Source organism: Streptomyces sp. NBC_00459, assembly GCF_036013955.1.
In the GTDB taxonomy this organism is placed as follows: Bacteria; Actinomycetota; Actinomycetes; order Streptomycetales; family Streptomycetaceae; genus Streptomyces.
Map to the genome: position 1 here is coordinate 7,409,335 of NZ_CP107903.1, position 20,803 is coordinate 7,430,137.

The 20,803-nt window shown below is 71.5% G+C and carries 18 protein-coding genes; 13 read left to right on the top strand and 5 right to left on the bottom strand.

Annotation, left to right across the window (positions count from 1 at the left end):
* Positions 1–173 precede the first annotated feature (173 nt).
* A complete protein-coding gene (locus OHN74_RS32795; RefSeq protein ID WP_443060483.1) occupies positions 174–848 on the top strand; it encodes a sigma-70 family RNA polymerase sigma factor in 675 nt (224 codons plus the stop codon).
* 23 nt (positions 849–871) lie between these two features.
* On the opposite strand, the gene OHN74_RS32800 is transcribed toward OHN74_RS32795, so the two are convergent.
* Complete coding sequence (locus OHN74_RS32800; RefSeq protein WP_327698173.1) at positions 872–1,384, bottom strand: MarR family winged helix-turn-helix transcriptional regulator; 513 nt, start codon at positions 1,382–1,384, stop codon at positions 872–874.
* A gap of 159 nt (positions 1,385–1,543) precedes the next feature.
* Here OHN74_RS32800 and OHN74_RS32805 point away from each other — a divergent pair, with 159 nt between their 5' ends.
* Positions 1,544–2,059 carry a YceI family protein gene (locus OHN74_RS32805; RefSeq protein WP_327698174.1) on the top strand — a complete coding sequence of 172 codons (516 nt, stop codon included), beginning with the start codon at positions 1,544–1,546 and terminating at the stop codon, positions 2,057–2,059.
* A 19-nt stretch (positions 2,060–2,078) separates the two neighbouring features.
* Here the strand turns inward: OHN74_RS32805 and OHN74_RS32810 are convergent, their stop codons facing one another.
* The gene (locus tag OHN74_RS32810) at positions 2,079–3,833 is read right to left on the bottom strand and encodes a hypothetical protein (RefSeq protein ID WP_443060484.1); all 1,755 of its coding nucleotides are present in this window, start codon (positions 3,831–3,833) and stop codon (positions 2,079–2,081) included.
* 121 nt (positions 3,834–3,954) lie between these two features.
* Positions 3,955–8,115, bottom strand: coding sequence for a bifunctional nitrate reductase/sulfite reductase flavoprotein subunit alpha (locus tag OHN74_RS32815; RefSeq protein ID WP_327698175.1), 4,161 nt, complete (start codon positions 8,113–8,115; stop codon positions 3,955–3,957).
* Positions 8,116–8,388: 273 nt separating this feature from the next.
* Between OHN74_RS32815 and OHN74_RS32820 the strand changes: the two genes are divergently transcribed.
* The 4 genes from OHN74_RS32820 (at position 8,389) to OHN74_RS32835 (ending at position 11,053) form a co-directional block, all read left to right on the top strand.
* A complete protein-coding gene (locus tag OHN74_RS32820) occupies positions 8,389–8,778 on the top strand; it encodes a cell division protein SepF (RefSeq protein WP_327698176.1) in 390 nt (129 codons plus the stop codon).
* A gap of 92 nt (positions 8,779–8,870) precedes the next feature.
* Positions 8,871–10,043: an ATP-binding protein gene (locus tag OHN74_RS32825; RefSeq protein WP_327698177.1), complete on the top strand. Its 1,173-nt coding sequence runs from the start codon at positions 8,871–8,873 to the stop codon at positions 10,041–10,043.
* Positions 10,044–10,102: 59 nt separating this feature from the next.
* Entirely contained in the window at positions 10,103–10,420 is a 318-nt protein-coding gene (locus tag OHN74_RS32830; RefSeq protein WP_327700358.1) for a nucleotide pyrophosphohydrolase, read from the top strand.
* 159 nt (positions 10,421–10,579) lie between these two features.
* The gene (locus tag OHN74_RS32835; RefSeq protein ID WP_327698178.1) at positions 10,580–11,053 is read left to right on the top strand and encodes a DUF6099 family protein; all 474 of its coding nucleotides are present in this window, start codon (positions 10,580–10,582) and stop codon (positions 11,051–11,053) included.
* Positions 11,054–11,202: 149 nt separating this feature from the next.
* Here OHN74_RS32835 and OHN74_RS32840 read toward each other — a convergent pair whose 3' ends face one another.
* Positions 11,203–11,373, bottom strand: a complete 171-nt coding sequence (locus tag OHN74_RS32840) for a hypothetical protein (RefSeq protein WP_327698179.1) — start codon at positions 11,371–11,373, stop codon at positions 11,203–11,205.
* Positions 11,374–11,641: 268 nt separating this feature from the next.
* Here OHN74_RS32840 and OHN74_RS32845 point away from each other — a divergent pair, with 268 nt between their 5' ends.
* Positions 11,642–12,565: an LLM class F420-dependent oxidoreductase gene (locus OHN74_RS32845; RefSeq protein ID WP_327698180.1), complete on the top strand. Its 924-nt coding sequence runs from the start codon at positions 11,642–11,644 to the stop codon at positions 12,563–12,565.
* Between the two features lie 84 nt (positions 12,566–12,649).
* Here the strand turns inward: OHN74_RS32845 and OHN74_RS32850 are convergent, their stop codons facing one another.
* Positions 12,650–14,155 (bottom strand): alpha/beta hydrolase, encoded by a 1,506-nt coding sequence (locus tag OHN74_RS32850; protein ID WP_327698181.1) that lies wholly within the window; start codon positions 14,153–14,155, stop codon positions 12,650–12,652.
* A 169-nt stretch (positions 14,156–14,324) separates the two neighbouring features.
* On the opposite strand from OHN74_RS32850, the gene OHN74_RS32855 reads away from it, so the two are divergent.
* From OHN74_RS32855 to OHN74_RS32880, 6 genes are all read left to right on the top strand, one after another.
* Entirely contained in the window at positions 14,325–15,584 is a 1,260-nt protein-coding gene (locus OHN74_RS32855; protein ID WP_327698182.1) for an ATP-grasp domain-containing protein, read from the top strand.
* Positions 15,585–15,670: 86 nt separating this feature from the next.
* Positions 15,671–16,468: a Rossmann-like domain-containing protein gene (locus OHN74_RS32860; RefSeq protein WP_327700359.1), complete on the top strand. Its 798-nt coding sequence runs from the start codon at positions 15,671–15,673 to the stop codon at positions 16,466–16,468.
* Complete coding sequence (locus tag OHN74_RS32865; protein ID WP_327698183.1) at positions 16,465–17,550, top strand: PLP-dependent cysteine synthase family protein; 1,086 nt, start codon at positions 16,465–16,467, stop codon at positions 17,548–17,550. The genes OHN74_RS32860 and OHN74_RS32865 overlap by 4 nt, the downstream gene beginning before the upstream one ends.
* Positions 17,547–18,659 carry a dipeptide epimerase gene (locus OHN74_RS32870; protein WP_327698184.1) on the top strand — a complete coding sequence of 371 codons (1,113 nt, stop codon included), beginning with the start codon at positions 17,547–17,549 and terminating at the stop codon, positions 18,657–18,659. The genes OHN74_RS32865 and OHN74_RS32870 overlap by 4 nt, the downstream gene beginning before the upstream one ends.
* Positions 18,643–19,890 carry an MFS transporter gene (locus OHN74_RS32875; RefSeq protein WP_327698185.1) on the top strand — a complete coding sequence of 416 codons (1,248 nt, stop codon included), beginning with the start codon at positions 18,643–18,645 and terminating at the stop codon, positions 19,888–19,890. Before OHN74_RS32870 ends, OHN74_RS32875 begins: the two co-directional genes overlap by 17 nt.
* A gap of 77 nt (positions 19,891–19,967) precedes the next feature.
* Positions 19,968–20,753, top strand: coding sequence for a class I SAM-dependent DNA methyltransferase (locus OHN74_RS32880; RefSeq protein ID WP_327698186.1), 786 nt, complete (start codon positions 19,968–19,970; stop codon positions 20,751–20,753).
* Positions 20,754–20,803: the final 50 nt, after the last annotated feature.

Genomic DNA, 20,803 nt, shown 5'->3' on the forward strand with positions numbered 1-20,803 from the left:
CGCAGGCGCCTCGGGCCTCGGCCGTACCCACTTGCGTGGACGGCCGTCCTCCCTCTCCCGGTAGCGGCGTGCGCCCATCCTGCGCGCATCGCATCGCTCCTGCGTCGCGCTGCCCCGCAACGCGTCGCGCGGGCCGCCGCGCCGGATTCCGGATGATCCGAGAAGGACACCAGGTGATCACTCCTGTACTCCCCGACCCGACCCTCCCGACCGCCCCGGCCTGCCCGAACCCTTCGGCCGACGAGTCGATAACCGCCTGGGCGCTCGCCGCCCGCGGTGGCGATCCGGTCGCCGTCGAACGCTTCGTCGGTGCCCTGCACCGCGATGTGGTGCGGTACGTCGCCCATCTCTGCGCCGATCCGCAGGCCGCCGACGACCTCGCCCAGGACACGTTCCTGCGGGCGCTCGGCAGCCTGCACCGGTTCGAGGGGCGGTCCTCGGCCCGCTCCTGGCTGATGGCCATCGCGCGGCGCGCGGTGATCGACAGCTTCCGGCACGCCGCCGCCCGGCCCCGGTTGTACGACACCGAGGACTGGCGGCTGACCGTCGAACTGGCCCAGCCGCGCGGGCTGCCCGGCTTCGACGACGGGGTCGCTCTCCTCGACCTGCTGGCCGCGCTGCCCGACGAGCGGCGCGAGGCGTTCGTCCTCACACAGCTGATGGGGCTGCCCTACGCGGAGGCGGCCGAGGTCAGCGACTGCCCGGTGGGGACGGTGCGTTCACGCGTGGCCCGGGCCCGCGCTACCCTCGTCGGCCTGCTCACCGAGGCCGAGAGCCGGGCGGCGCCGGAGTCCGTGCCCGGGTCCGAGGCCGTGAACGAGCGCCCGTTGGCCGTTCTGGCCGCCTGACCAGGGAAGGCGCGACAGGAGAGTCACCGCTTCTCCCCGTCCGCGACCGCTTTCTCGGGTTCCTCGGGGAGTAGCGCGCACATCGTCTCGCGCTCCTCGGGGCCGATCTGCGCGAGCCCCGAGGCCACGGTGTCGGCGAGCGTCGGCGAGGTCCCCGTGAACAGGCGGCGGCCCTTCTCGGTGAGGGCCACCTCGACGCCTCGCTTGTCGCCGCACACCGAGCGCCGGGTGACCAGCCCGGCGTGCGAGAGGCAGGCGATCTGATAGGTGAGCCGGGTCTTGGGGCGTCCGAGCAGCTCCGCGATCCGGGTCATCCGCAGCCCGCCGTCGGGCCGGTCCGCGAGCAGGCACAGCACCAGGAACTCGTCGTGGGAGACCCCGAGCGTGTCCTTGAGCACGGGACCGAGCCGCTGCTCGATCGCCCCGGTCGCGGCCAGCAGGACCATCCAGCCCCGTAGCTCGGCCGGGAGCAGACTGCCCTCCTGCGCGGCGGTACATCGGGTCAGGTCGGCGGAGTCTTCGGGAGGGGCGGCCATGCCGTCGATTCTACCGGTTGTCCAATTTTGCACGAGGGGTTGTTCATATTTGGATAACGGGCTAGCGTGGCGCCATCGCCCCGTCATCCAAATTTGGATGACTCGGGTCACGCGACTCGCACGAATTGCACGACCCTCGTTCCTGTCAGGAGACAGCTCATGACCGTTGCCGTGGAAACAGGCCTGTGGCAGCTCGACCGGACGGCCTCCACCGTCGCCATCAAGCACAAGACGATGTGGAACCTGGTCACCGTGAACGGCACCTTCGCCATCACCGGCGGCGGTGGCGAGGTCCTTCCCGACGGCACCGCCACGGGCACCCTGACCCTGGACGCCGCCTCCCTGGACACCAAGCACGCCAAGCGTGACAAGCACCTGCACGGAGCTGACTTCTTCGACGCCGAGAACCACCCCGAGATCACCTTCGCGGTGCGCGGCGCCGAACTCCGCGACGGCGACTCCGTCCACGTCAACGGTCAGTTGACCGTGCGCGGCATCAGCCGCCCCACGACCGTCGTCGCGCGCCTCACCGACGCCGGTGCCGACGCGCTCACCCTGGACGCCGAGTTCACCGTGGACCGGGACCAGTTCGGCCTGGGCTGGAACCAGCTGGGCATGATCCGCGGCCTCACGACGGTCACGACCAGCCTCCGCTTCACCCGCACCCCCGCCTGAGGGGCAGTGCCGCAGGGCTCTACGACCGCTCGCCCGGCAGCCTGACGTCCATGCTCGACAAGGTGTCCGGCGACGCCGTGAAGGCGCGCAGCCGGATCCGGGTACCCGGGCGCCGGGGCACATGGAACACCGGTCCGGGCGGCCGGAGCCGGTAGACGGCGCTCGCGTGCGCGGGCAGTGCGGCCGGTCCCTGGACCACCTTCCACCACCGGCTCATGCCCTGGCCGGTGGTGAATGTGAAGTGGGGCGCGAGGGCGCTGTCGTCGACGTTCGTGACCCGGAGGGTCAGCTCCGACACGGCGCCCGGGCGGACCGTGAGCACCCTCGTCACCCGCATCCGCAGCGGTGGCGAGCCCGTCGCCGCCACGGCCGCGCTCGCCAGTGCCGGTACGAGGAGCAGTCCGGCCGCCGCGACCAGCGCCGGACGCCTGCGCGGACCCGACAGGAAGCGCGGCCGGGGCTGCCACGCGCCGGCGAAGGACGCGGCCGGTGCGGTCACCGCGGCAGCCAGCCACAGCGGGGTCATCAGCAGGTAGTAGCCGTCCTGCGAACGCGTCGCCAGGAAGAAGGCGCACCACGGCAGTACCGTAGCCGCCGGACCCAGCCGTCGTACGAACAGCACCAGCAGTGCCAGCAGAGCCCCCGTCAGCAGCATGCTCGCATGGCTGTACCAGGCCAGCCGATCGCTGCCGGCGGTGTAGTAGAGCGCGACGCCCACCAGGCCCTGCCCGTGGATCGTCGCGTTCTGCGTCAGCGGCAGCGCGACCCCGGCCGCCCAGGTGCGCGGCTCGCTCACGACGAAGTACGTGTTGATCAGCAGCCATACGGTGACCGCCGTGCCGGCGATCCGCAGCACCACCCCGGCGGCGGGCCGCGCGCCCAGCTCGCCCCGGCGCACCGCGTAGATCCCGGCCAGCAGGAACGGCACGAGGAACCACGGCAGCTGCTGCGCCGCGCAGGCCGCGCCCAGACAGGCGGCCCGCGCGAGGCCGCCCCACCCCAGCCGCCCCCCGGCGCCGATCCGCGGCCAGTGCACCACCACCGGGACGAGCAGCGCGAGCCCGAGGATCGCCGGGTAGCCGAGCCGCGCGTAACTCGGCAGGAAGCCGAAGCCCAGGCATGCCATGGTCGCCGCCGACCGCCACGGCACCGGCAGCAGCCGCCACAGCGTGACCGCACCGAAGAGCAGGGCCCCGGTCGTCACCGCGGTCGCCGCGAGCGCGCCGTGCCCGAGCCACAGAAGCGGCGCGGTCAGCAGCAGGGCCAGGGGCGGGTAGCCGTAGGTGAGGTCGTAGCCGCCGTTCATCGTCGGGGTCAGGGCGACGTCGGGGTTGTGCTGGAAGAGCCAGGGCCAGGGCTGCCCGTACACGGGGTGCCCGGCGACCAGTTCACGGGCGGCCTGCGCGGTGAGGACGCCCTCGTCGCCCCCGGCGTGGTTCAGGGCGAACGTGCACAGGGTCAGGGTCACGGCCGTGGCCAGGACGCAGAGGTCGAGGCGGGCGAGCGAACGCGTCCGGCGCACGGTCAGCGCCAGCACTCCGCTGACCAGGATCGACAGATAGCAGAGCGAGATGACGGCGGCGACGACGAGCCGGTGACTGGCGGCCTGTGTCCACACCGCTCGCGTACCGATGAACAGACTGACGGTCGCGAGCAGCGTCAGGACGCGATGCCACTGCGCGGGGGCGTCGGCCTCCGGCGCGGTGGCCGGGGTCCGCGGTCGCAGGGGTCCGGTCTTCGCCACGACGTCCGGCGCTGTTTCTGCCAAGTGCACGACACCGGAAGGTAATCGTGCCCGGTGTGCCGCACGCGGGTGGAGGTGAAGGGTCCGGTGTGAGGCCGGTAAGAATGTCCGTCAGTAGTTTTTTGTGGCGCCTTGGTCTACTTCACGGCATTCAGTACACGTCTCGCACATAGCGCTTCGCCGCCGTCAGCTGCTTCACGTACACACCCGCCTCGTCCTCGCTGAGGCCGCCGTGTGCCACCGCGATGTCCCGAAGTGCCCGGTCGACGTCCTTGGCCATGCGGGAGGCGTCGCCGCAGACGTAGAAGTGGGCGCCCTCCTGGAGCCAGTGCCACAGTTCGGGTCCGTGCTCGCGCATCCGGTCCTGGACGTAGACCTTGTTGCGCTGGTCGCGGGAGAACGCCGTGTCCAGGCGGGACAGGGTGCCCTCGGCGACCAGGCCGTTCAGCTCGTCCTCGTAGTAGTAGTCGGTGGCGCGGTGCTGCTCGCCGAAGAACAGCCAGTTCGGCGCCGTGTGTCCGAGCGCCCGCCGCTCCTCCAGGAACCCCACGAACGGCGCCACTCCGGTACCGGGCCCGACCATCACCATCGGCGTCGAGGCGTCCGCGGGCGGCCTGAAGTGGGGCGAGCGCTGGACGAAGACGGGCACCGCCGTGTCCGGCCCGGCGTCGGCCAGGAAGGGCGAGCAGACTCCGCCGCGCGGCCGGCCGTGCAGGTTCTCGTACCGCACCACGGACACCGTCAGCGACACCTGCGTGGGGTCGACGAGCGGGCTCGACGATATGGAGTACAGGCGGGGCTGAAGCCGCCGCAGCACATTCACCCACTCCTGCGCGGACGCCCGCACCCCGTACTCGGTGACCACGTCGACGGCCTGCCGCCCCCATGACCACCGGGCCAGCCCGTCCTTGTTGTCGGACCGCATCAGCTTCTTCAACTCACGGTTGTCCCGGGCCCGTTCGGAGACAAAGCGCAGCAGGTCGGACGTGATACGGGTGATGTCGAGCTGCCGGTGCAACGCCTCGGAGAGCGAGAACTCGCCAACTCCCTCCACCGTCACGCCGGTTGACGCGTCCAGTCCGGTCACGGCCAGCCATTCCTCCACCAGCGAAGTGGAGTTGACGGGCCGTACCCCGAGCGCGTCCCCCGCTTCGTACGTCAGTGCCGTACCGCTCGTGTCGAAGGTGAACCGGCGTACCTCCTTGGTCGCGCCGGGCAGGCTGAGCAGCCGGTTGCCCACGAGCCGGGCGGGCGAGGGGGCGGGCCTGGCGGACCGCACAGCGGGAGAGGGGACGGGAGCGGCGGCCGGGGCGACCGTCGTACCCGTCGGCTGCTGCTGCGGTGAACGAGGCTTCTGCGCGTCCTTCGTGGCCTGCGCGTCCTTCGTGTCCAGCACGTCGAGCACCTGGTCGAGCCATGCGTCCGCCGACGGCTCGAAGTCGGGCTCGCAGTCGGTGCGCGGCGCGATCCGCACCGCCCCCAACTCGTCGAGCCGCGCGTCCAGTCGGCGCCCGTGCCCGCAGAAGTCGTCGTACGAGGAGTCGCCCAGCGCCAGGACGGCGTACCGCACGCCGTCCAGCCGCGGTGCCTGCTCACCGGAGAGCGAGTCCCAGAAGCCGGAGCCGTTGTCGGGGGCGTCGCCGTCGCCGAACGTGCTGGTGATGAAGAGGAGATCGGCACTGTGCGCGAGGGCGGTCACATCGGCCTCGTCCATGCCGACGAGCCTCGCCCGATGACCACCGGCGTTGAGCCGCTCGGCCGCCGCACCGGCGAGTTCCTCGGCGTTGCCGGTCTGCGAGGCCCACAGCACGACGACTTCGCGTCCGTCGACCTCGACACCCACGCCGACCCGTTCCTGAGGCGGGGTGTCCACGGCCCTGGAGTACATGCCGGCGAGCATCCCGTTCACCCAGTCGGCGTGCTCGGCGCTGAAGGGAGCGGAGGCGGGCAGCACGGGAATGCCCACGGCACCGGTGGGCAGCCCGGCGAGGAAGCCCGAGAGGTACTGGCGTTCCTGCGAGCTGAGGACGGGCGGGGGAGCGGGCGTGAACGCGAACTCCGGTACTGCGACCGGCACTTGAGGACGAACCGGCTCGGGGGCCTCGGGGTGCCGTACCTCGGACTCGGGGCGGTGAACCTTGACCAAGGACACCGCGCACACCTTGAACTCCGGCTGCAGGGACAGCGGATCGACCGCGTCGCTCGTCACCGCGTTGATGCTGAGGTATTCACCGAAGAGGTCGTTCCAGTGGAAGGGCGCGAAGACGCAACCCCTTCGCACCCGGTCCGTGACGACGGCCGGCAGCACGGCCCGCCCGCGCCGTGAGGCGACCTCGACCGAGTCGCCGTCCACGACCCCCAACTCCCGCGCGTCCTCGGGATGCACCTCCACGAACGGCCCGGAGTTCAGCCTGTTGAGCTTGGCGACCTTCCCCGTCTTCGTCAGCGTGTGCCACTGGTGCTGCACACGCCCGGTGTTGAGGACGAACGGGAAGTCGTCGTCGGGCAGTTCGGCGGCGGGCAGATGCGGCCGGGCATGGAAGACACCGCGCCCGCTGGCGGTCGGGAACCGCAGTCCCTCGCCCTCCTTGGCCCCGTTGTCGCCGTACCTCTCCCGATACCGGATGGGGTTGCGCGCGGGACCGTCCACCGAAGGCGCCGGCCACTGCACGGGAGTCTCCCGCAGCCGCTCGTACGTGACCCCGCGAAGATCCCAGCCGGTCTTCGGGTTCCACGCCCGCTTGAGCTCCTCGAAGACGTCCTCCGCGCTCTCGTAGGCGAAGCCCTCGAACCCCATCGCGCGGGCGACGGCCGCGATGATCCGCCAGTCGGCCATGGCGTCGCCGGGCGGGTCGACGGCCGCCTGGGCGAGGGTGAGACTGCGCTCGCTGTTGACGAGGACGCCCTCCGCCTCGGTCCACATCGCGCCGGGCAGGACGACATCGGCGTACGCGTTGGTCTCGGTCTCGGCGAAGACGTCCTGGGTGACGACGAACTCGGCGGCCTCCAGGCCCTCGATGACCGTACGGCGGTTGGAGACCGAGGCGACCGGGTTGGTGCAGATGATCCAGCAGGCCTTGATGTGCCCCTCGGCCATCCGCCGGAACATCTCGATCGTGCCGTGCCCGGCGCCGTCCTTGCGGAGCGTGCCGGCCGGCAGCTCCCACAGCTCCTCGACGAACGCCCGCTCCTCGTCCACGAGCACGGACCGCTGCCCGGGAAGCCCCGGCCCCATGTACCCCATCTCCCGGCCGCCCATGGCGTTCGGCTGCCCGGTGAGGGAGAACGGCCCGCTGCCGGTACGGCAGATCGCGCCGGTGGCGAGATGCAGGTTGACCAGGGCGTTCGTGTTCCAGGTGCCGTGCGTGGACTGGTTGAGCCCCATGGTCCAGCAGCTCATCCACTCACCCGAAGCACTGGCCTCCCCGATGATCCGCGCCGCTTCCCGGATGTCGTCCTCGGGGATGCCCGTGATCGCGGAGACGGCATCCGGCGCGTAGTCGGCGAGGAAGGCGGGCATCTCCTCCCAGCCCTCGGTGTGGGCGGCGATGAACTCCGGGTCCGTGTGCCCGTTCGCGTGCAGGAGATGGAGCAGGCCGTTGAGGAAGGCCAGATCCGTGCCGGGTTTGATCTGCAGGAACAGATCGGCCTTGGCGGCGGTGGCGGTACGCCGAGGATCGACGACGATGAGCTTCGCCCCCGCCTTCACCCGCTCCATCATCCGCAGGTAGAGGATCGGATGGCAGTCGGCCATGTTCGAACCGATGACAAGGAAGGCGTCGGCGTGGTCGAAGTCGTCGTAGGAGCCGGGCGGCCCGTCGGCGCCCAGCGACAGCTTGTATCCGGTGCCCGCGCTCGCCATGCACAGCCGGGAGTTCGACTCGATCTGGTTCGTGCCGACGAACCCCTTCGCCAGCTTGTTCGCCAGGTACTGGGCCTCCAGGCCCATCTGCCCGGAGACATAGAAGGCGACGGCGTCCGGCCCGTGCTCGTCGACGATCTCGCGCAGCCGCCGCGCGGTCTCGGCGATGGCGTCCGCGACAGGTGCGGGCACCAGCTCCTCGCCCCGGTCGTCCAGGCCGTCCCGGACCAGCGCGGTGGTCAGCCGGCCGGGTGCGCTGAGCATGTCGGCGGTCGTCGCGCCCTTGGTGCACAGCCGCCCGGCGTTCGCGGGGTGCGCCTTGTCCCCGGAGGCCTTGAAGACCGTACGCCGGCCGTCGGGTCCGAGCCCGACGTCCAGCACGATTCCGCAGCCCACCCCGCAGTACGAGCACACGGTCCGTACCTGCGTGGTCGTGGGGGTTGTGGTCACGTGCTGCCTTTCTCGTCCTGCGGTGTCCTTCTCCGTGCCGGGCCTGCTACCGCTGAGCGTACGAATTGCCCGTTACGTCGATGTCACGTGATCCGATCATGAGCGGTTACACCCGCTGCACAGCCAGAGTGTCAGTGCTGTGAGGTACGTATAGGTGTTCGGATTTTTCTCACACAGGGGGTCGCTGAGCGTGTCGTATTGGGCCGATCGGGTGACCATGAGTAAGAATTGGCTGATGCAGACAGTCAGTGCGAGCCAGGGCGGAGTGTGCCGATGAGAAGCCACGACGCCACCGACGAACAGTGGGAGGGGCTCGCCCAGGTCGTACCGCTGAGAGGCCGGGACGCCTGGCCGTCCGCGGTGGGACACCGGTCGATACCCGAGGCGGAGACCGAGGCCAGACGCCGTTTCGTCGTCCTGCGCGTCAACGTCTTCGCGGACGCGCGCGAGGTCGCCGAGACGCTGATGGCGGGCATACCGGTACTCCTCGATCTGACGGGCGCCGAGCCGGACACCGCCAAGCGGGTCCTCGATTTCAGCACGGGTGTCGTCTTCGGTCTCGCGAGCGGGATGCACCGGGTCGACCGGAACGTGTTCCTTCTCACCCCGCCCGGCACCGAGGTCGGGGGGCTCATGGGGGGAGCGGGAGTCCCGGGGCACTGAGACCGGGTTCGTCACGAGATCCGTCCCCCGTTCGTAGGAAGGTGCGGCGGACGGAACGGTTCGCCTCGCGGGCGGAGGCCTACGGTCCGGATATGACCCTGCCACTGGACTTACCGCCCGCCCCGGCCCCCGCAGTGCAGGGGGCGGCGCGTCCCGAGCGGCCGAGCGTCACCGAGCTGAGGCTGTCCGCCTACGCGGGGCACCGCCGGGCCAGGTTCCCGCTCGGGCGGCTCACCCTTCTCGCCGGGCCGAGCGGCGGCGGCAAGTCGACCGCCCTCAGGGCGTACGAGTCGCTGGCCCGCCTCGGCTCCGGCGCCGCCGTCGAAGAGGCGTTCCCGGACCCGGCGGCCTGCGTACCGGAACGCGCCCGGCCCGACGCCCAGCGTCGGCGCGGCTTCCGCATCGGCTGTACGGCGGACGGCCCCGAGGGTCCCGTACTGCTCGACGTCGCCGTCCAGGCCGAACCCGAACTCCGCATCGTGGGCGAGCGGTTGAGCGCGGGCGGGGTGGTCCTGCTGGAGACGGCCCTGCGCGATCCCAGCCGGCGCACCGTCCAGGCCGCCTGGCACACCGCCGGTTCGGCGTCGGTCACCCGCGCCCCGATGCCGGACGACCGGCTCGGTACGGCCCTGCTGCCGTTGCGGGTGGCCGGGAAGACCGACGGCCAGCGCCAGGTCATCGCCGCCGCCGAGCAGATGGTGGTCGCCCTGCGCTCCGTCTTCGCCTGCGATCCCCGGCCCGACCGGATGCGCGCGGCGGTGCCGGTGAGCAGCGGGCGGCTCCTGCCGGGCTGCGACAACCTGGCCGAGGTCCTCTGGCGCACCCGGTCCGAATGCGCCATCCGCCACGGGCTGTTGGTCGGCGCCGTCCGCGAGGGCTGCGCCGGCCCGGTCTCGGACGTACGCGCCGACGAGGTCGCCGACGGTCGCGTGCGTGCCGTACTCGACCGGGGAGACGGTCCGCTCACCCACTTCGGCAGGCTGGGCGACGGCGAGTTGAGATACGCGGGTCTGGCGCTGGTCCTGCTCACCGGTCCCGATGTGCTGGCGGTCGACCGGCCCGGCGAGGTGCCCGACGCCCTCCAGACGCTCACGGTCCTGGCCGACGGCTTCGACCGCTCGCTGGACGTACGGCAGCGCGCGGAACTCCTGCGGCTCGCGGCCCGGATGTGCGACCGCGGGCACATCCGCCTCCTCGGGACGGTGAGCGACGCGTCCTGGGCGGAGGAGGTGCCGGGGGTGACGGTGGTACACCTGGAGCCGTGACGGATCAGGAACGCAGTGAAGGCTCCGAGCAGTTCGAACACCCGGAGCGCGGCGACGGGTTGGACCTGGCGAAACTCCAGCGCAGGCTGGCCGACTTCGCGGCGGCACGGAACTGGCAGCCCTTCCACACCCCCAAGAACCTCGCCGCCGCGCTCAGCGTGGAGGCGTCCGAACTGGTCGAGATCTTCCAGTGGTTGACGCCCGAGGAGTCGGCACGGGTGATGGACGACCCGGACACCGCCCACCGCGTGACGGACGAGGTCGCGGACGTGCTCGCGTATCTGCTCCAACTGTGCGAGGTGCTCGGGATCGACGCGCTGGCTGCCCTCGACGCGAAGATCGACCGCAACGAACAGAGGTTCCCGACAAAGGAGTAGTTACTCTACGGAGTCGAGATCCGGTCCTTTCTCTATTTGTTGTCCGCAGATTTCCGCCTTCCTCTGGCTTTTCGTCCCACAGGCCTTCACTCTGGGTAGTGGACGGTTGGGTTCGGGCGGACGTGCGAACAGCGCGTCGGGGACAGACGGGGGCAGCGCATGGACGCGGTGCGGCTCATCCTGACGAGCAGACGTGCCCTCGCGAGCAGCGAAGGTGTGCCTCAGACCCTGACGGAGGTGTGGCAGGCACAGGCCCTCGCACAGGCGATAGGCAGCCGCCTCGCCGTCACCGGGCCGCCCGAACTGCGGGGCGAGGCACTGGGGTTGACCGAACTGGCGGGCCGAGGCTGCGGCGTACTGGACGAACCGCCTCTCGCCGACGGCGCGTTACGCGCGGCCCAGCTCACCGAGCTGGGCGACGCACGCCAGGCCCTCATGTGCCTCGGCGCGCTCCTCGGCGAGGCCGGCATGGCCCTGGTCGGCATCGCCAGCGCGGCCGACAACGAGACGACGTACTGGCAGTGCATGGAATCGATCGACGCGGCGGACGAGTCCCGCGACCGGGTCCTGGAAATGCTGCGCAAACTGGCGGCCAAGGAGGCGACGGGGGGAGCGGAGCGGGTGGCCGGGTAGGCGCTCCGCGGGGCGTGACGGGCTTGGTGCGGGCCGGCGGGGGCCGGTCGCGCGGTTCCCCGCGACCCCTTCAGGCAGGGGCCGAGCTTTTCAGCCCGGCCCGGACGCACCGGCCTGTCTGGAGAGTGAGCTCCCAGCAGGGGTCGGCCTCAACCAGCCTCAGGCTCCTCCGCGGACGTCGACGACACCCCCGCCGACTGGAAATCCGCGTCGAGTGCGGAAAGATCTGCGTTGAGAGCGGCCATCAGCTCCTCCATCTGCTGCAGCAGCCCCTTCGGCTGTGCGGGCCCCGCCTGCTGCGGCACGACTTCTTCGGACAACGGACGGCCTCCTAGGCCCCTGGCTCCCGGGGGAGCCGACGCGGGTGCGCCCCGGAGCGAGCGGGCCGGCAATCGAACTGGCCGACCGGTCGGTGCCGGCGCGGGCGCCGGTCGGGCCGGCTCCGCCCGAGCCAACGATCATCGCGGTGGAGGGTCACTGGTACGGACCCGCACCTCGCACGCGGTTGACGGTTTTTCACCCGCCCGGGGAGGCGTGGGGCGGGGGGTGCCGGTGAGGTTGACCGGGGTCCGAGTGCAGGATGGGGGCATGGATCTTCGCATCTTCACCGAACCCCAGCAAGGCGCGACCTACGACACCCTGCTCGCCGTGGCGAAGGCCACCGAGGACCTTGGTTTCGACGCGTTCTTCCGCTCCGACCACTACCTCCACATGGGTTCGGGGGACGGCCTGCCCGGCCCCACCGACGCCTGGATCACCCTTGCCGGAATCGCCCGGGAGACCAGGCGCATCCGCCTCGGCACCCTGATGACGGCCGCCACCTTCCGACTTCCCGGCGTCCTGGCGATCCAGGTCGCGCAGGTCGACCAGATGTCCGGCGGCCGGGTCGAACTCGGCCTGGGTGCGGGCTGGTTCGAGGAGGAGCACAAGGCGTACGGCATCCCGTTCCCGCAGGAGAGGTTCGCCCGTCTCGAAGAGCAGCTGGCGATCGTCACCGGCCTGTGGGGGACCGAGGCGGGCGAGACGTTCAGCCACCACGGCACGCACTACGACCTCACCGACTCGCCGGCCCTCCCGAAGCCCGCGCAGGCGAAGATCCCTGTACTCGTCGGCGGTCACGGTGCGGCCCGTACCCCGCGGCTGACCGCGCAGTACGCCGACGAGTTCAACATGCCGTTCTCGTCGGTCGAGGACACCGAGCGCCAGTTCGGCCGGGTGCGTGCGGCGGCCGAGCGGGCGGGCCGCAAGGCCGACGAGCTGACGTACTCGAACGCGCTCGTGGCCTGTGTCGGCAAGGACGACCGGGAACTGGCCCGTCGTGCCGCCGCGATCGGCCGCGAGGTCGACGAACTGAAGGCCAACGGACTGGCGGGCTCCCCGGCCGAGGTGGTGGAGAAGATCGGCCGGTACGCGGAGGTCGGGTCCCAGCGGATCTACCTGCAGATCCTCGACCTCGACGACCTGGACCACCTGGAGCTGATCTCCTCGCAGGTGCAGTCGCAGCTGTCGTAACCCCGGTGGGCGGCCGATCCCTGGCCCGCGCGTACCCCGTCGACCGGCCCTTTCCGGCCGTGACGGGGTACACCGCGGTGCCGGCTACGGACCGGTCACCGTCGGCAGCCCCGGTCCCGCACACCGCACATCCGCGGTGGGCGACCGCCCGTCGACCAGATAGGTCGCGGCCGTCGAGTCCACGCACGCGTTGCCCCGGCTCGCGAACACGCCGTGGGAGTAGTCGTCGTCGAGGGTGACCAGACGGGAGCCGGGCAGCAGGCGGCGCAGTTCGCGCGCGCCCTCGATCGGGGTGACCGGGTCGTGGGCGGAGGCGATCAGCAGGACGGGCGGGGCGGCCGGGCTGCCCAGGGCCGTACGGCGGGCGGGCCGGTGGTGCCAGAAGGCGCAGGCCGACGCCTCCATGCCGGTCAGCACGGGCTGTGGGTCCAGCCGTCGTGTGCGGCGGAGGTCGGCCAGGACGCGGGCGGGGGCGGGGCCGGGTCCGTCGGCGCACTTCACCGTCCGGTTCGCCGCCTCGAAGATGCGGGAGTCCGGCGAGTCGAGGGCGGTCGTGGGCCGCAGGGTGCCCGGCGTACCGTCCCGCAGATACGTACGCAGTCCGTCGGCCAGTCCCGCCCAGCGTTCGGTCCGGCCGAGGGCGCGGTAGACGGCCCGGTCGAAGGCCGCAGCCCCGAACCCGTCCACGGGCCGCTCACGAAGTGAGTCCCGCACCCGCAGATACGCGCCGCGCACCGTCCCGGCGTCGTCGCCGAGCCCGAATCGGTCCGGGTGCCGGGCGGTCCAGTCGAAGAAGGTGTCGCGCTGGCGCAGCAGAGCCCGGCTCTGGACGACGTCGAAGCGGTACCAGTCCCACGGGCCGACGACACTGTCCAGCACCATCCTCCCTACCCGGTAGGGGAATCGGGCCGCGTAGGCGGCACCCAGATAACTCCCGTACGAGACACCGAGGAAGCTCGTCCGGCGCTCGCCGAGAGCGGCACGGATCGCGTCCATGTCCCGCGCGGTCTGCTCCGTGGAGAGGTGAGGCAGCGCCTCGTCGCCGACGCCCGCCGCGCAGTCGTCCGCCAGGGCGCGCAGCGAGCGCAGGTACGCCGACTCGGCCCGGGGGCCCACGGGTACGGGGTCCGCGTGCGGACGGTCGCTGTCGAACAGGCCCCCCATCGCACCGCAGTCGGCGGGTGAACTCAGGCCGGTGCCCCGTGGATCGAAGCCGATCACGTCGTAGGCGCGCCGCACGCTCTCGGGCAGCTTCGCCCGCTTCGTGACCGCGTACGGCAGCCCGGAGCCGCCCGGGCCGCCCGGGTTCACCAGCAGGATGCCGCGACGTTCGACGGCCGTACCGGAGGCGCGGACCCGGGAGACGGCGATCCGCAGCCGTGGGCCGTCCGCCGGAGCGTCCCAGTTCAGGGGTACGTCGACCCAGCCGCACTCGACGGTCTCGGGCGCCGCCGGTCTCGGTACGGAGTCGGGACAGGTGTCGAAGCTGATGGGGGCGGCAGCGGCCTGGGCCGTCGGTGCGGGGAGAAGGGCTGTGGTGCCTGCCAGGAGGGCGCACAGCAGGGCCGAACGGCGTGGGGGACGGGGCACGGGTCTCGCAATCTCGGTTCCGGTATCGGATTCGGCAATCGTCGGGTCATCAGATGACAATGAAAACGATTATCGATAACGTGTCCACGGTCAAGTCCGGAGCCCTCCCTGACGGGGGCGCTTTCGCGCTGCCCTGACGGCCGCAACCGTCAGGGTGGAAAGGGGAGTTGTGGCTCATTTGCTGGTGGTCGAGAGCTGGGTCGGATCGATGAGCAGGCTGCTGCCGCGAGCGATCCGGGAGAGCGGGCACGAGTTCACGTTCCTCACCCGTGACCTGCACCACTACCTGCGCAGTGCGCCCGAAGGAGCCGCGCATCCGCTGCTCGGTGCCCGCAACGTGGTCACCGCCGACACCAACGATCTCGGCGAACTGCTGCCGTACGTCGAGCGGTTGCACGGGGTGTTCGGCTTCGACGGGGTGATCACCTCGTGCGACTACTACCTGCCCACGGTCGCCCGGATCGCCGGGCATCTCGGGTTGCCGGGATCCGGCCCCGAAGCCGTGGAGAACGCCTGCCGCAAGGACGCCACCCGGCGTGTGCTGGCGGACGCCGGGGTGCCCGGGCCGCGCTTCGCCGTGTGCGAGGAGTGGGCCGACATCGTGCGCGAGGCCGCAGCCATCGGATATCCGCTGGTCGTCAAGCCGGTCGACCTGTGTGCGGGGATGTACGTCCGCCGCGTCGACGACGAGGCCCAACTCGCCGAGGCGTGCAGGGCGTTGAGCGCGTTCCCGGTCAACGCCCGGGGGCAGCGGCGCCCGCCCGTCGTACTCCTCGAAGAGCTCCTCGACGGGCCCGAGGTGAGCGTCGAGACCGTGTCCTGTGCGGGCGCGGTGCAGGTGGTGGGCGTGACCGACAAGAGCATCGGCGGAGCGCCCGCCTTCATCGAGACCGGCCACATGTTCCCGGCCGCGCTCTCGGCCGCCGACACCGAGGCCGCCGAGCAGACCGCGCTGGCCGCACTGAAGGCGCTCGGTCTGGTGGAGGGCGTCGTGGCGCACACGGAGATCAAGCTGACCTCCACGGGGCCGCGTGTCATCGAGGTGAACCCCCGCCCGGCCGGCAACCGGATCACCGAACTCGTCCGCCATGTCACCGGCATCGACCTCGCCGCCGCCTTCGTGGACGTCTCCCTCGGCCACGCCCCCGACCTGCGCCGCACCGAAACGGGTCTGCGCAGCGCCGCCATCGGCTTTCTCGTCCCGGAGACGGAGGGGCGGTTGGAGTCGCTGACCGGCGGAGACCGACTCCGCGCCCAGGAAGGCGTGCTGGAGGTGCAGCTCACCGAACCCGGAGCCATCGTCAGGGCGGCCGGCAGCAACAACGAGTACCTGGGGCATGTCATGGCGGCCGACCCGGACGGACTCGGTGCCCGCGCCCGCGTCGACTCCCTGCTGGACACGCTGCGCGCCGGACTGGTGATCAAGTGAACGCCGGACCGCGTACGTCGACTGTCGCCCCGGCGGCCGGTACGGAGCTCTTCTCGCCAGTCGCCTCAGCGGTTTCCTACGACGGGTTGGCCGACCGTGCCCTCGCCGGTGAGCTGGGACCCGATCCGGCGGGTCTGCGCATCGCCGTGGCCTTCTCCACCCGGCAGGCCGTACGGCACGAGGGGCGGGGGAGCGGGTACCGCAACGAGGTGCTCAGTCTGCGGCTGGGCGCGGCAGTCGGGTCGTGCGCGGTCGAACCCGGAGAGCTGCCGGACAGCGCGATCGACACCTGCGTCGGCGCGGAGATCGCCGGGCTCCTCCGACACCCCCTGCTGCCGGTGCGTGTGGCCGCCCTCGACGCCTACCTCATGCACATCACCCCGCACACCCCCGAGCACGGCGCCCGGACGGTACGGCTCCCGGCGGGGTCCTCGCTGGCGAAGTCGAGGGCCCGGGCGCAGACCGTCGTGGCGCTGCTCGACCTGCCCGCCGGGGCCACGGTCCTCGTCGTCGGCGTCGTCAACTCCCTTCTGGAGGCGCTGCGTTCACGCGGGCTGAACTATGTGGCGTGCGATCTGAAAGGCGGCGCGACGGAGTGGGGCGAGCCGGTGGCCACCGACGCCCTCGCCGAGCTGGAGAGCGGACACTGTGACGCCGTACTCGCCTCCGGGATGACACTCGGCAACGGGACGTTCGAGCCGCTTCGGCGCCACGCACTCGCGCACGGACGGCAGTTGGTGATGTTCGCCCAGACCGGCAGCGCGATCCTGCCCCGCTTCCTCGGGCACGGTGTGAGCGCGGTGTGCGCGGAGCCGTACCCCTTCTTCTGGCTCGACGGCGGCCCCGGCGCCATCCACTGCTACGGCGGGAGCGGCCTGCGATGACCACCACCGCCCTACGTTCCGCCCCTGCCGCACGCCATGAGCTGCTGGCGCTCCTCGGACACACCCCACTCGCCCGGATCACCGCCGAACTCCCGCGCCCGCAACCGGGGTTCTGGGCCAAACTCGAAGGGCTCGGGGCGGGCGGGATGAAGGCACGCGCCGCCGTGTCCATGCTCCTCGGTGCCCGTGAACGGGGCGAACTGCGCCCCGGCGCATCGGTGGTGGAGTCCACCTCCGGCACCCTCGGAGTCGGGCTCGCCTTCGCCGGGCAGGCACTCGGGCACCCCGTCGTACTGGTCGGCGACAGCGAACTGGAACCTTCCATGCGGCAGTTGCTGCGCTCGCACGGAGTACGGCTGGAGATCGTCGACCGGCCGGCCACACCGGGCGGCTGGCAGGCGGCGCGACTCACCCGCCTGCGTGAACTCCTTGCCGCGCTGCCCGACGCCTACTGGCCGGACCAGTACAACAACCCCGACAACATCGCCGGATACGCCTCCCTGGCCGCCGAACTCACCGCCCAGCTCGACCACTTGGACATTCTGGTGTGCAGTGTCGGCACCGGCGGGCACAGTGCCGGAATCACCGGACCACTGCGCCGGCGCTGGCCCGCACTGCGGCTCATCGGCGTCGACGCGACCGGTTCCACCATCTTCGGCCAGCCCGCCCGGCCCCGCCTGATGCGCGGCCTCGGCAGCAGCATCCACCCGCGAAACGTCGCCTACGACGCCTTCGACGAGGTCCACTGGGTCGGCCCCGCCGAAGCCGTGGACAGCTGCCGCAGACTCGCCCGCGAAAGCTTCGTCAGCGGCGGCTGGAGCACCGGCGCCGTCGCCCGCGTCGCCGCCTGGGCGGCCCGCGTCCACCCCGGCGCCGTCGTCGCCACCGTCTTCCCCGACGGTCCGCACCGCTACCTCGGCACCGTCTACGACGACGACTTCGCCCTAGCCCACGGTCTCGACCCGAACACGGCGGTCACCCGCCCGGTCGAGATACCGCACCCCCGCGCCGCCGAGGCCACCGGCTGGGTGCGCTGCACCCGTGTGACCGACCCGCTCTCCCCGCAGGAAAGGAACCAGTGAAGGCCAGCCTGCGCACCGTCCGCCTCGAACTCACCGAGCCGCTGCGCATCTCCCGCTCCACCATGGCCGCCCGCGACGCCGTGTGGCTCGGCATCGAACACGAGGGGCTGCACGGCCACGGTGAAGCCGTCACCAGCGTGTACTACGGCCTCGACGCCGACACGCTCCAACGGCACCTCGGGGAAGTGGAGTTGAGCCGCTTCGCCGACCCCGAGGACGCCCTGGAGGCTCTGCGGGCAGGGGAGTTGGCGGGTGACGGCAACACACCGGCCGCTGTCACCGCCGCCGTCGAGTCCGCGCTCCTCGACCTCGTCGGCAAACGCGCCGGCGTCCCCGTGCACCGGCTGCTGGGCGCGTCCGCCGCGCCCGTCGCCGCGACCGCCCGCACCATAGGCATCACCTCGGTGCGGAAGGCGGCCGAAGAGGCCCGACGGCTCGCCGCGAGCGGCTTCCGGATCGTCAAGGTCAAGGCGGGGGCGCCCGACCCGGAGGACGACGTGGAGCGCGTACGTGTCATCCGGGACGCGGCGCCCGGCGTACGTCTGCTCCTCGACCCCAACGGGGCCTGGAGCATCACCCAGGCACGGGAGTTGCTGCCCCGGTTCGCCGAACTCGGCGTCGAGGCGGTGGAACAGCCGGTTGTCCCCGGCGACCCGGAGGCCTTCGGGGCCCTGGCCGAGTGGTCGCCGGTGCCGCTCATCGCCGACGAGGACGCGGTGGACCTTCAGGACGCGCGGCGGCTCGCCGGGCGCGTGCACGGCATCAACGTCAAGCTCGCCAAGTGCGGCGGGGTGCACGCGGCCCTGCGGATCGCCGGGTTGATCGAGGGCAGCGGTACGGGGTTGATGCTCGGCTGCCTCACCGCCAGCACCCTCGGCATCGCCCCCGCCGTCCATCTCGCCGACCGCGCCCGCTGGACCGACCTGGACGGACATCTGCTGCTGGCCCGGGACCCGTGGTCCGGAATCGGTGGCACCGACGGCCTCGTACGGACAAGTGGCAGACCCGGACTCGGAGTTGAGGAGACCGGGGTCCAAGGGTCCGGAACGCAGGCGCTCGGAGCAGAGGCGCCAGGAGCAAAGGGGGTCGGGCATGGGGACGCTGCGTGAGATGCGGCGCTTCCCGCTCGCCGTCCAACTGCTCCTCGTCAACCAACTCGGCGTCAATACCGGCTTCTACCTTCTGATCCCCTACCTCGCGACCCACCTCAGCGAGGACCTCGGGATGTCGGCGGCCGTCGTCGGCATCGTCCTCGGGGTGCGCAACCTCAGCCAGCAGGGCCTGTTCATCATCGGCGGTTCCGCCGCCGACCGGCTCGGCGCACGTGGGGTGATCATCGCCGGGTGCGGGCTGCGGACGGTCGGGTTCGGGCTGTTCGCGCTCGGCGACGGATTGCCGGTGCTGCTGGCCGCGTCCGTGCTGAGCGGGCTGGCCGGGGCGCTGTTCAACCCGGCGGTACGGGCCTACCTCGCTCAGGAGGCAGGGGGCCACAAGGCGGAGGCGTTCGCGCTGTTCAACGTCTTCGCCACGACAGGTGCGCTGGTCGGCCCGCTGCTCGGCAGCGCGCTGCTCCTCGTCGACTTCCGGGCGTCCGCGCTCACCGCCGCCGGTATCTTCGCGGTCCTCACGGTCGCCCAGGCCCTCGTTCTGCCCGCCCGGAAGGTCGAACCCGCGAAGAGCGGTGTCCTCGCCGACTGGCGCGAGGTGGTGGGCAACCGTGTATTCGTGGCGTTCGCGCTCGCGATGGTCGGCATGTTCACCCTGGAGAACCAGCTCTACCTGCTCCTCCCCGACGGCGCCCGCCGGGCCACCGGCTGGGACGGCGCGGCGGGCCTCGTCTTCCTCGTCGGCACACTCGCCAACCTCGCCTTCCAGCTCCGGATCACCCGATCGCTCAAGTCCCGTGGCGCAAGGGCTCGTTGGATCGCGGCGGGGCTGGCACTGATGGGGCTGGCGTTCGTCCCGCCGATGCTGGTGGCGGGGGCGGGAGACGGGTCGTGGTGGGCCGCCGTACCCGTTCTGGTGGGGGTGCTGATCCTCAACCTCGGCGTGATGGTCGCCTCACCGTTCGTCATGGAGCTGATCCCCGGCTTCGGCCGGCCCGAGCTGACGGGTACCTACTTCGGCATCTTCTACGTCGTCTCCGGCGTCGCCGCCGCCGTCGGCAACACGGTCGTGGGATGGGCCATGGACGCCGGTGACCGGGGCAGCTCCGAATGGCTGCCCTGGGCGTGCTGCGCGGTGTTCGGCCTCGCGTCGGCCGGGGGCGTGGCCTGGCTGCACCGGCTGGGGGCACTGCCGGCGAGCCCGGCGCCCGTGTCGGAGAGGAGCGCGGTGTGAACAGCGATACCCAGGAAGGTGCTGTGAACCGTGATGACACGGACCGCTCTGTGAACAGTCCTGCCGGGAAACGTCCTGTGAGCAGTGGCAACCTGCTCACCGACCACCCCGAGCTGTACGAGGCGCGCTTCCCCGACCCCGACCGGCTGGCCGGGCGCTGGGCCGAGGACTGTCTGCGCCGGCACGGAGGCGGGTCACGTGTGCTCGACATCGGGTGCGGCACGGGACGCGACGCCGAGTATCTGCACAGCGCCGGGCGGACCGTCACCGGAGCCGACCTCTCCGAGGCGATGCTGACGCACGCCCGCGAGAAGCACCCCGGCCCTGAGTACGTCGGCGCCGATCTCACCGGGTTCGAACTGGGCACCGGCGCCTTCGACGCCGTCGTCTGTCTCGACAGCGCGCTTCTGTACTGCCACACCAACGAACAGCTCGACGGATTCCTCGCCTCCTGCCGACGAGCCCTTACCCCCGACGGCCTACTCGTCGCCGAGATGCGCAACGGCGCCTACTTCCTCGGGCGCACCGACCTGCTCGACACCCCGGCCGTCGGAGGCTTCACCTGGCAGGGCACCGCCTACCGCTCCGTCACCACACTCACCGTGGACCGGACGGCCGGGCTACTGCGCCGGGTACGGGACTGGACGGCCGACGACGGTACGCCGCCCAGTCAACAGCGGTCAGCCTGGCGGCTGTTGTTCCCACTGGAGCTGCGTCACGTCCTCGCCGCGCACGGTTTCGACGTACTCGAACTGCACGACGGGCCGGGCCCGCGAACCGAACCCTCCTGGCAGGAGGGCGAGTTGCCGGGTGAGACGACCGACGCGGACCGGCTGCACCTCGTCGCGCGTCTGCGGCACTGACGCCGACGCCATCGCCATCGCCGACAGCCACACACATCTCCGTACCTCCC

Excerpts from the sequence above, each read along its gene's own strand:
- OHN74_RS32800 (WP_327698173.1), bottom strand. The coding sequence starts at position 1,384 with ATGGCCGCCCCTCCCGAAGACTCCGCCGACCTGACCCGATGTACCGCC.
- OHN74_RS32805 (WP_327698174.1), top strand. The coding sequence starts at position 1,544 with ATGACCGTTGCCGTGGAAACAGGCCTGTGGCAGCTCGACCGGACGGCC.
- OHN74_RS32820 (WP_327698176.1), top strand. The coding sequence starts at position 8,389 with ATGAGAAGCCACGACGCCACCGACGAACAGTGGGAGGGGCTCGCCCAG.
- OHN74_RS32825 (WP_327698177.1), top strand. The coding sequence starts at position 8,871 with ATGACCCTGCCACTGGACTTACCGCCCGCCCCGGCCCCCGCAGTGCAG.
- OHN74_RS32835 (WP_327698178.1), top strand. The coding sequence starts at position 10,580 with ATGGACGCGGTGCGGCTCATCCTGACGAGCAGACGTGCCCTCGCGAGC.
- OHN74_RS32845 (WP_327698180.1), top strand. The coding sequence starts at position 11,642 with ATGGATCTTCGCATCTTCACCGAACCCCAGCAAGGCGCGACCTACGAC.
- OHN74_RS32865 (WP_327698183.1), top strand. The coding sequence starts at position 16,465 with ATGACCACCACCGCCCTACGTTCCGCCCCTGCCGCACGCCATGAGCTG.
- OHN74_RS32875 (WP_327698185.1), top strand. The coding sequence starts at position 18,643 with ATGGGGACGCTGCGTGAGATGCGGCGCTTCCCGCTCGCCGTCCAACTG.